9 protein-coding genes and 3 pseudogenes are annotated in these 7,729 nt (G+C 51.3%); 1 reads left to right on the forward strand and 11 read right to left on the reverse strand.

Annotated features, from left to right (window positions below; all coding sequences use genetic code 11):
* The 9 genes and pseudogenes from GS12_RS21555 to GS12_RS21585 all read right to left on the reverse strand — a co-directional run.
* A partial coding sequence (locus GS12_RS21555; RefSeq protein WP_034950755.1) for an RHS repeat domain-containing protein occupies nucleotides 1-285 on the reverse strand: 285 nt, incomplete at its 3' end.
* A 239-nt stretch (nucleotides 286-524) separates the two neighbouring features.
* Entirely contained in the window at nucleotides 525-806 is a 282-nt protein-coding gene (locus GS12_RS21560) for a hypothetical protein (protein ID WP_034912091.1), read from the reverse strand.
* A gap of 2 nt (nucleotides 807-808) precedes the next feature.
* A pseudogene (locus tag GS12_RS25055) lies at nucleotides 809-1,393 on the reverse strand (RHS repeat-associated core domain-containing protein); the annotation flags it as partial.
* A gap of 271 nt (nucleotides 1,394-1,664) precedes the next feature.
* Nucleotides 1,665-2,030, reverse strand: a complete 366-nt coding sequence (locus GS12_RS24460) for a hypothetical protein (RefSeq protein WP_072016940.1) — start codon at nucleotides 2,028-2,030, stop codon at nucleotides 1,665-1,667.
* 22 nt (nucleotides 2,031-2,052) lie between these two features.
* Nucleotides 2,053-2,998: pseudogene (locus GS12_RS24140) on the reverse strand (RHS repeat domain-containing protein); the annotation flags it as partial.
* A gap of 5 nt (nucleotides 2,999-3,003) precedes the next feature.
* A complete protein-coding gene (locus GS12_RS21575; RefSeq protein WP_034950763.1) occupies nucleotides 3,004-3,375 on the reverse strand; it encodes a hypothetical protein in 372 nt (123 codons plus the stop codon).
* Nucleotides 3,372-3,668, reverse strand: coding sequence for a TNT domain-containing protein (locus GS12_RS23765; RefSeq protein WP_072016942.1), 297 nt, complete (start codon nucleotides 3,666-3,668; stop codon nucleotides 3,372-3,374). The genes GS12_RS21575 and GS12_RS23765 overlap by 4 nt, the downstream gene beginning before the upstream one ends.
* Before the next feature lie 214 nt (nucleotides 3,669-3,882).
* Entirely contained in the window at nucleotides 3,883-4,161 is a 279-nt protein-coding gene (locus tag GS12_RS21580) for a hypothetical protein (RefSeq protein WP_034950767.1), read from the reverse strand.
* Nucleotides 4,162-4,170: 9 nt separating this feature from the next.
* A pseudogene (locus GS12_RS21585) lies at nucleotides 4,171-5,634 on the reverse strand (RHS repeat domain-containing protein); the annotation flags it as partial.
* 29 nt (nucleotides 5,635-5,663) lie between these two features.
* Between GS12_RS21585 and GS12_RS24695 the strand changes: the two are divergent.
* Complete coding sequence (locus GS12_RS24695) at nucleotides 5,664-5,822, forward strand: hypothetical protein (RefSeq protein WP_160279930.1); 159 nt, start codon at nucleotides 5,664-5,666, stop codon at nucleotides 5,820-5,822.
* 48 nt (nucleotides 5,823-5,870) lie between these two features.
* Here GS12_RS24695 and GS12_RS21595 read toward each other — a convergent pair whose 3' ends face one another.
* Nucleotides 5,871-6,152, reverse strand: a complete 282-nt coding sequence (locus tag GS12_RS21595) for a DUF6966 domain-containing protein (protein WP_034950770.1) — start codon at nucleotides 6,150-6,152, stop codon at nucleotides 5,871-5,873.
* Nucleotides 6,149-7,729 (reverse strand): RHS repeat-associated core domain-containing protein (locus GS12_RS21600; protein WP_200884548.1); only part of this gene is annotated, 1,581 nt, incomplete at its 5' end. The genes GS12_RS21595 and GS12_RS21600, both read right to left, overlap by 4 nt.

Consider the following 7,729-nt stretch of genomic DNA (forward strand, 5'->3'; position numbering starts at 1 on the left):
GCCCAGCAGATGCCCGCTGCCGTAGTACAGCTGGCGCAGCGTCCGCCCGTCCGGCAGCGTGGTGCCCGTGCGGTTACCCAGGGCGTCACGACGGTACGCCACCGTGCCCCGGTCGCCCGTCTCCTCAGTCAGCTGCCCCTGTTCGTCGTACTGAAACGTCACCACCTGCGCCGCCGCGTCCGTCACCTCGCCGCCCGCCGCCGGGTGGAACGCCGCCCGCAGCAGCTGCCCCGTCGCCGACCAGGCAAAGCGCGTCTCCCCGTCCGGCGTGCCTTTGCCGGTCACCAGGCCGCGCGCGTCGTAGCGAAAGACATGGCTGAAGGCCGCAGGCGTGTCGGCGGCAAAGGTCCGGCTCTCTGGTGCGGATCACCGCCAGCAGCGAAGAAACGCGACTGCTACATGAGCAGACATGGGAGATTGAGCTGACCTGGCTAAACGGGTAGAGGCTGTTGAGCCAGGTGATCGCCTACAAATAAAGCCGGAAGGATCAATATGATCGATTCCAGTTTATTTAATCAAAATATTTATGACATTCGCATCACACATTCCCGAAGACGTTTTAATAGTGACGGATCTTTAAGGCAATCGACCGGCCTGATGCCTTCTAATGCTGGAACTTCTTGTTCTATCCACCATAAAGCTTCCTTTATTCCTCTTTTACCATAAATAATTACGGCCAGATCCAAATAGCCATTTAACTTCTCTGCCAGTAAATGGGCATTATCATCCAGGTAAGCTTCTGAAAATATTTTTACTGACAGCTTCCATGTCTCATCTCCAGCATAATATTTTTCTAATCCCGCCATAATTAAAACCCTAAAAATGAAATTAAATTAGATCCCGTTAGATTTCGAGCTGAAGGTGCCAATATACCATCATAACCTTGTATTTTAGCCCATGCTCCCACTTGGTGAGTAATATCATATTCTTTTCCGGTAATATCTTTTAACGATATACCAAGCTGGTCTCTAACATCCTGTCGAGTTAAATCCAATACATTATTGAGCTGTACTTTTTTACTAGTCACTTCGCGAGTAGATAAATCCACTTTCCAATGCGTTACTTCCGCCAAAGCTGTTTTTTTAGAGTTTGCTCCATAAACGCCACCGCTTCCTACATCAGTATAACGGTGTCTTGAGCCGATATTTCCCGGGTGAGTAGTCCACGTCGTACTCATTCTGCGTGGCTCTTCGAATCTGTAGACAGTCCGATTAACTTTCCTGCCCTTTGGAGGATTAGAACACTTCATCAATCCCAGCGGATCGATCCATGTTAAGGCATTCGGCGCATACTGGTATAAGTTTAAGCCCCCCGCCAGCCCCACCGGATCCGGCTGCGTGAACCGTCCGCAGACCGGATCATAGTACCGGAAAAGATTGTAATGAAGCCCCGAATACTCGCCTCATCCATGAGGCTCGCCCCTCCGGGGCCTGCGCTTGCGCGCTGTTCAAATTTGTTCCCGACAAATTTGTCCCTTTCCGGGTACTGTCCCTACATCCTCAGGTTTTGCGGGTAAACCGGCCCTCCCCCTGCCGTGCGCAGCGGCAGGTTTTACTAATAGTCAATGGGGAAATTATTATTTAGAATTATCTATATAAATCTACCGCAGACAATCAAGATCAAAACCTGTCAAATAATATCTCCTAACTCATTAAGAATGGCTATCAATAGGCTGGAGATTTTTGTAGTAATTTTTTAATCCTCTCATCAAAAGAATAATGCCAGTCATGCCATCCTTCATGTTTTTCATCAAATGCACATACTATTAGAATCTCGGATGTTGAAGCTTTCGTCAAATAGTAAAAACTAGCGCCTTGGGGAGGTGAGCAAGAGAATATATTTAATCCATCCTCATCTAGAACATCTAATCTCTGTGGAAACTTTTGCATGTCGCTCAAAATGATTATTATATTTCTTCGCTCATCTAACATAACCTGATCAATATTAAAAACACTAGACTGACGCTGTAGCTGATTGCAATCCCATTGAATGAGAGACTGTTCTTTTTTTAAAATAAGATTTTCTATCACTTTAAACTCTCAAACTCTTAAATTATGGTTTAATCGGGTTTTCATCAATTATTTTAAGAAAATCCATTCTTTCTTTTGGTGAAATCAACATTTCTATTTGAGACCCACCTCCCGTTAAATAAGTACCAGTGCCCTTATCTATCTGAGGACCAACCCCGCCTATTTTTACTGGTAGGGGACGTTGAACTTCATATGTTATCCCCCGGTCAATATCTGCTTTCCATTCGTTTTTAACAGCAAGTTTATTTCTTACGTATGATACATCCGGAATTTCATCAAATGTTGCGAATCCACCTGGTCTTGTAGCAGCCTGCCCTGGCAAGACAGCCATTTTTATTCTTGCTCCTGGAATAAGCATGGCATCTAAAGGCGTTGCATCCAATGGCCATGGCGACTGCTCCCTGATCAACTGATGGTAAGCTGTAGATGCTTCAGTAGATGTTTTAAAACGCCCTCGATGGTGACGTTGGAATGAATTCCAAGTATTACACTTACTCAACCCCAGCGGATCAACCCACCCCAGCGCATTCGGCGCATACTGGTACAGGTTTATCCCACCCGCCAACCCAATCGGATCCGGCTGCGTGAACCGTCCGCAGTCCGGATCGTAGTAACGAAAGAGATTGTAATGAAGCCCCGAATACTCGCCTCATCCATGAGGCTCGCCCCTCCGGGGCCAGCGCTTTCGCGCTGTTCAAATTTGTTCCCGACAAATTTGTCCCTGTCCAGGTACTGCCACTGCATCCGCAGGTTCTGCGGGTAAACCGGCCCTTTCAGCGGTGCCTCGCGCATCAGTTTTCCCCACGCGCTGTTGTCACCCTGCCAGCGCACCTCGCCCGCCGCATCCGTCAGCCGCTCCGGGGTGCCGTTCGGCGCGCAGTGATACCAGTAAATCGCCGGGTCGCCCACCCCGTCAATACGGGCCAGCGGCTCATAGCTATGATGGCCGCATACATGTACTTCAGCGGCCTCCTTACAAATCTTTGCTATCAAATACCCCGATCAAATACGATTCATATCGAGCAGGTTGTATTTCTTTATAAGTAAAGATGACTAAAATATCATGTAATCCACTTGAACATTTTTTTTCTGAGAGTCTTAGCGGGCTATCTTTATAGTTGAACTCAAGAATTTCACTCCCCGTTAATTTAACCCCTCGCATTTTACTTACCATTTTTATTTTTTTTTCTTGTTTAATTTCATCAAAATCCAGCGAATTATATAGTCCAAAATGTACAATGGCATCACAGCAAGGACAAGGAACTTCCCCGCCCTTATTTAAGAAATCAGCTTCAAGGCCATCGTGGATAAGGATTTTCTTTTTTTGATAATTAACAATAGTCATATTTTCCTCAGAAAACCTTGCTTGATTAACTTTTCAATGCCTGCGGACGTTTCATATTGAATTCCATAACCCTGTTGACCAAACCATGGAATTGCAGGCCCACTATCAACTGGTAATGGTTTTAGAACTTCATAAGTTGTGTATGGTTTACTTAATGTACTTGTTTGTAAAGCCCTCCCTTCGAATGAAGATCCAGCAGGGGATATGAAAGTACCAGTATCATGAAAGCCGTTTGCATCGGTCCAACCACCGTAGCGGTCCACTTTTGCTCCTGGCTGAAGAGTTTCTTTCATTACAGTCACAAAACCCCGGTTAGGCGGCCAGGCTCCTTTGCCCATAAATTTTTCTAGCGCCGGCCAGTCTTGCTTTTTTCATAACGCATAGGCTCTGGCGTAACGGTAGCGCTAGAATGTACTCTCGCATCTCCCTGGTACTAAGTTTGTATAACTACATCAACATGATTAATTGTTTCATATATTTCAAATAAAATTTATTTTTATTCAATAATCATACCCTTAATGATGAAAGATAACTCTCTACTGCTTCTTCGGCATCAGACATTTGATAAAGCAAAATATTATCATAGTCATTATATATTTCTAAATATGCTTTTACGGAATTATGTATTTCGTTGTAATTCAATGCATCTATTTCTATCTCGTGGATAGTACTCCGATATTTCCTAACGATATCATCAAGATCTTGCTTATTAAGATCTACCTTTTCTTTTTCCAAGGCACGCAAGGCTTTCCTTAAAACATCCAACACTTCTTTTTTTGTTTTCATGAAATAACCTTAAAGAGAGTTAATTCCTTTAATGTTCAATATCCAACTTTGATCCCATCCTCGGGGAAGGATTATTTGGTCTGCGCCACCAGAGAGTATTGCTCCAGATTTCGTTATTTGCGGCGCAACTTCTCCAAGCTGAAGAACGGTTCCTTTAGGAACAAGAATAGTCGCTTCAAACTGTCTTGTATTTTTCCATTGAGGTAAAAGTGCAGCATCAATCTTAGCCTGTATTCTACTACCAGAACTTACCGTTGAAACAAAAGAACCGTCTATTTTTGCATTACCGCCAAAAACTCTATACATAACGATATTTTCTGTGGTCATTACAGTTTTATATTCACTATTAGTGAATGTTGAAGCAAGGGATGGAGGTAAAGGAGATTTTTCAATTTCTCTATATTTGCCTTTTAAGCTACACTTACTCAACCCCCACGGATCAATCCACCCCAGCGGATTCGGCGCATACTGGTAAAGATTCAACCCGCCCGCCAGCCCCACCGGATCCGGCTGCGTGAACCGCCCGCAGTCCGGGTCGTAGTAACGAAAGAGATTGTAATGAAGCCCCGTCTCCCTGTCCAGATACTGCCCCTGCATCCGCAGGTTCTGCGGGTACGCCGGCCCCTTCAGCGGCGCTTCGCGCAGCTGTTTACCCCACGCGCTGTTATCACCCTGCCAGCACACCCCGCCCGCCGCATCCGTCAGTCGCTCCGGCGTGCCGTTCGGCGCGCAGTGATACCAGTAAATCGCCGGGTCGCTCACCCCGTCGATACGCGCCAGCGGCTCATAGCTGTTCTGGTCCGCATACACGTATGTCAGCGGCACGTCCCCGCGGATTTCCTGCAACAGACGCAGCCCTTCCCAGACAAAATACGTGGTGCGGGGTTGCCCCGGCATCTCCCCCTGCCGTGCGCGGCGGCTGGTTTTGCTGATGCGCCGCCCCAGCGGGTCGTAGACAAAACTCACCTGCGTCTGCACGCCGCTTCGCGTCTCGCTCTCCGCCGACGTCAGCCGGTGCTCGCCGTCATAACGCCAGCGCCAGCACGTGCCCTCCCGCACCTTCTCCACCACCCGCCCGTGCGGGTCATAGCGGTACGTCGCCCCGTTCAGCCGTGTCACCCGGTTGTGCGCCACCTGCCTCACCCCCGCGTCCAGCGGGTTCGACGCCGCATCCCACCGCCACGTCTCCGCGTCCGGCAGGCTTCCGCCCTGGTTCAGCAGCCGCCCCGCCGCGTCGTACTGCCACTGGCGCCACGCAAACGGGTTGTCGTCACGCTCCTCGCGGATGAGGTTGTTGCGGTAGTCGTGCTGCCAGCGCGCCGACCACGCACGCGGTGCCGGACGCTGCCGCGGGCCGCTGAACACATCACGCTCGCGCAGCCGACCCAGCCGGTCGTAACTCACCCGGCTCATCAGCCCGCCCTGCGTGCGCCCCGTCTCACGGTGCAGGCTGTCGCGGGTGAAATCCGTTAGCCGAGGCGGGATTTGAGGTGGGCACCGGCGTGAGTTTCAAGGTGCTGGACGGCTGTCTGGTGCTGATCCCCGACAGCCGCGAGGAGACCCGACTGCGCCAGGAGCAGGCGCGGCTTGAGCAGCAGCGGCGGGAGATTGAGCAGGACCGGCAGCAGGCGCTGGCCTTGCTGGCTAAGGTTGGCGGCTAAAAATAAAGCCGGAAGGATCATCGGGATCGCTTCCGGCTTTTTATATTGTTAAGATTTATATTTATAGGATGAACAAACTGTATAGAGTTTGTCCCGAAGCCCCTCTAACCTATCATTCTCCTGAAGGAGTGGTTTCCCATTTTTACTGAGCACAATATCATTTAGTGTTCCCATTCCACCAAATAATCTTTTTACATCATCAATAAATTGGTCAGGATCTTGTTCTGCTCTTGCATAAAGATTATCTAAAGTTTGAGCCAGACCATGTATACCATGGTCACGCAATAATTCAGCAATGGATTTCAGATATTTTTTTGCTTCGTTGATCATATTAATGGCCATCGACCTATAACTTGAATACCCGGAACTTTCCAAGCTTCAGGGACGAAAATTTGCTCTGTGCCTCCCATATAAAAACCATTCTGAGAGCCAACTTCCCCTACATATACCTTAGTCCCGGCTGGAATTCTTATTTTGAATGCAGTATTCAGAGGAGATTCCGCACCATCGGGCCATCTCGGTAATACGGCTTTATCAATCCTCGCTTGAATAATACTTTGTGGTTTATCCACGCTAAAGAACTGCCCATACTCAACATTTGAAATACCTGCTCTGTAAAGGTCGGTGTCCTTTTCAAGTATTATTTCTCTATATCTCCCCCCAGCAAATGTCTCTGCATGTTTATCTTTCAACGGCCCCGGTTTTATTGCTGAGTAACTGCCGGTTTCTTTTCCAAGAGAACACTTACTCAACCCCCACGGATCAATCCACCCCAGCGGATTCGGCGCATACTGGTAAAGATTCAACCCGCCCGCCAGCCCTATCGGGTCCGGCTGCGTGAACCGTCCGCAGTCCGGATCGTAGTACCGGAACAGATTGTAATGAAGCCCCGTCTCCCTGTCCAGGTACTGTCCCTGCATCCGCAGGTTCTGCGGGTAAACCGGTCCCTTCAGCGGCGCCTCCCGCAGCTGTTTACCCCACGCGCTGTTATCACCCTGCCAGCACACCCCGCCCGCCGCATCCGTCAGTCGCTCCGGCGTGCCGTTCGGCGCGCAGTGATACCAGTAAATCGCCGGGTCGCTCACCCCGTCAATCCGCGCCAGCGGCTCATAGCTGTCCGGGTCCGCATACACGTACGTCAGCGGCACGTCCCCGCGGATTTCCTGCAACAGACGCAGCCCTTCCCAGACAAAATACGTGGTGCGGGGATGCCCCGGCGCCTCTCCCTGCCGGGCGCGGCGGCTGGTCTTGCTGATGCGCCGCCCCAGCGGGTCATAGACAAAACTCACCTGCGTCTGCACGCCGCTTCGCGTCTCACTCTCCGCCGACGTCAGCCGGTGCTCGCCGTCATAACGGTAGCGCCAGCGCGTGCCCCCGCCCACCTTCTCCGCCACCCGACCGTGCGGGTCATAGCGGTACGTCGCCCCGTGCAGCCGCGTCACCCGGTTGTGCGCCACCTGCGTCACGCCCGCGTCCAGCGGGTTCGACGCCGCGTCCCACCGCCACTGCTCCCCGTCCGGCAGGCTGCCGCCCTGGTTCAGCAGCCGCCCCGCCGCGTCGTACTGCCACTGCCGCCATGCAAACGGGTTGTCGTCACGCTCCTCACGGATGAGGTTGTTGCGGTAGTCGTGCTGCCAGCGCGCCGACCAGACGCGCGGCGCCGGACGCTGCTGCGTGCCACGGAACACATCCCGTTCCCGCAGCCGCCCGAGACGGTCATACCTCACCCGGCTCATCAGCCCGCCCTGCGTGCGCCCAATTTCCCGGTGCAGGCTGTCGCGCGTGAACTCCGTCACCGTCAGGCCGTCCAGCGCAATGCCCAGCAGATGCCCGCTGCCGTAGTACAGCTGGCGCAGCGTCCGCCCGTCCGGCAGCGTGGTGCCCGTGCGGTTACCCAGGGCGTCACG

The sequence above is a fragment of the Erwinia oleae genome (assembly GCF_000770305.1).
Classification (GTDB): Bacteria; Pseudomonadota; Gammaproteobacteria; order Enterobacterales; family Enterobacteriaceae; genus Erwinia; species Erwinia oleae.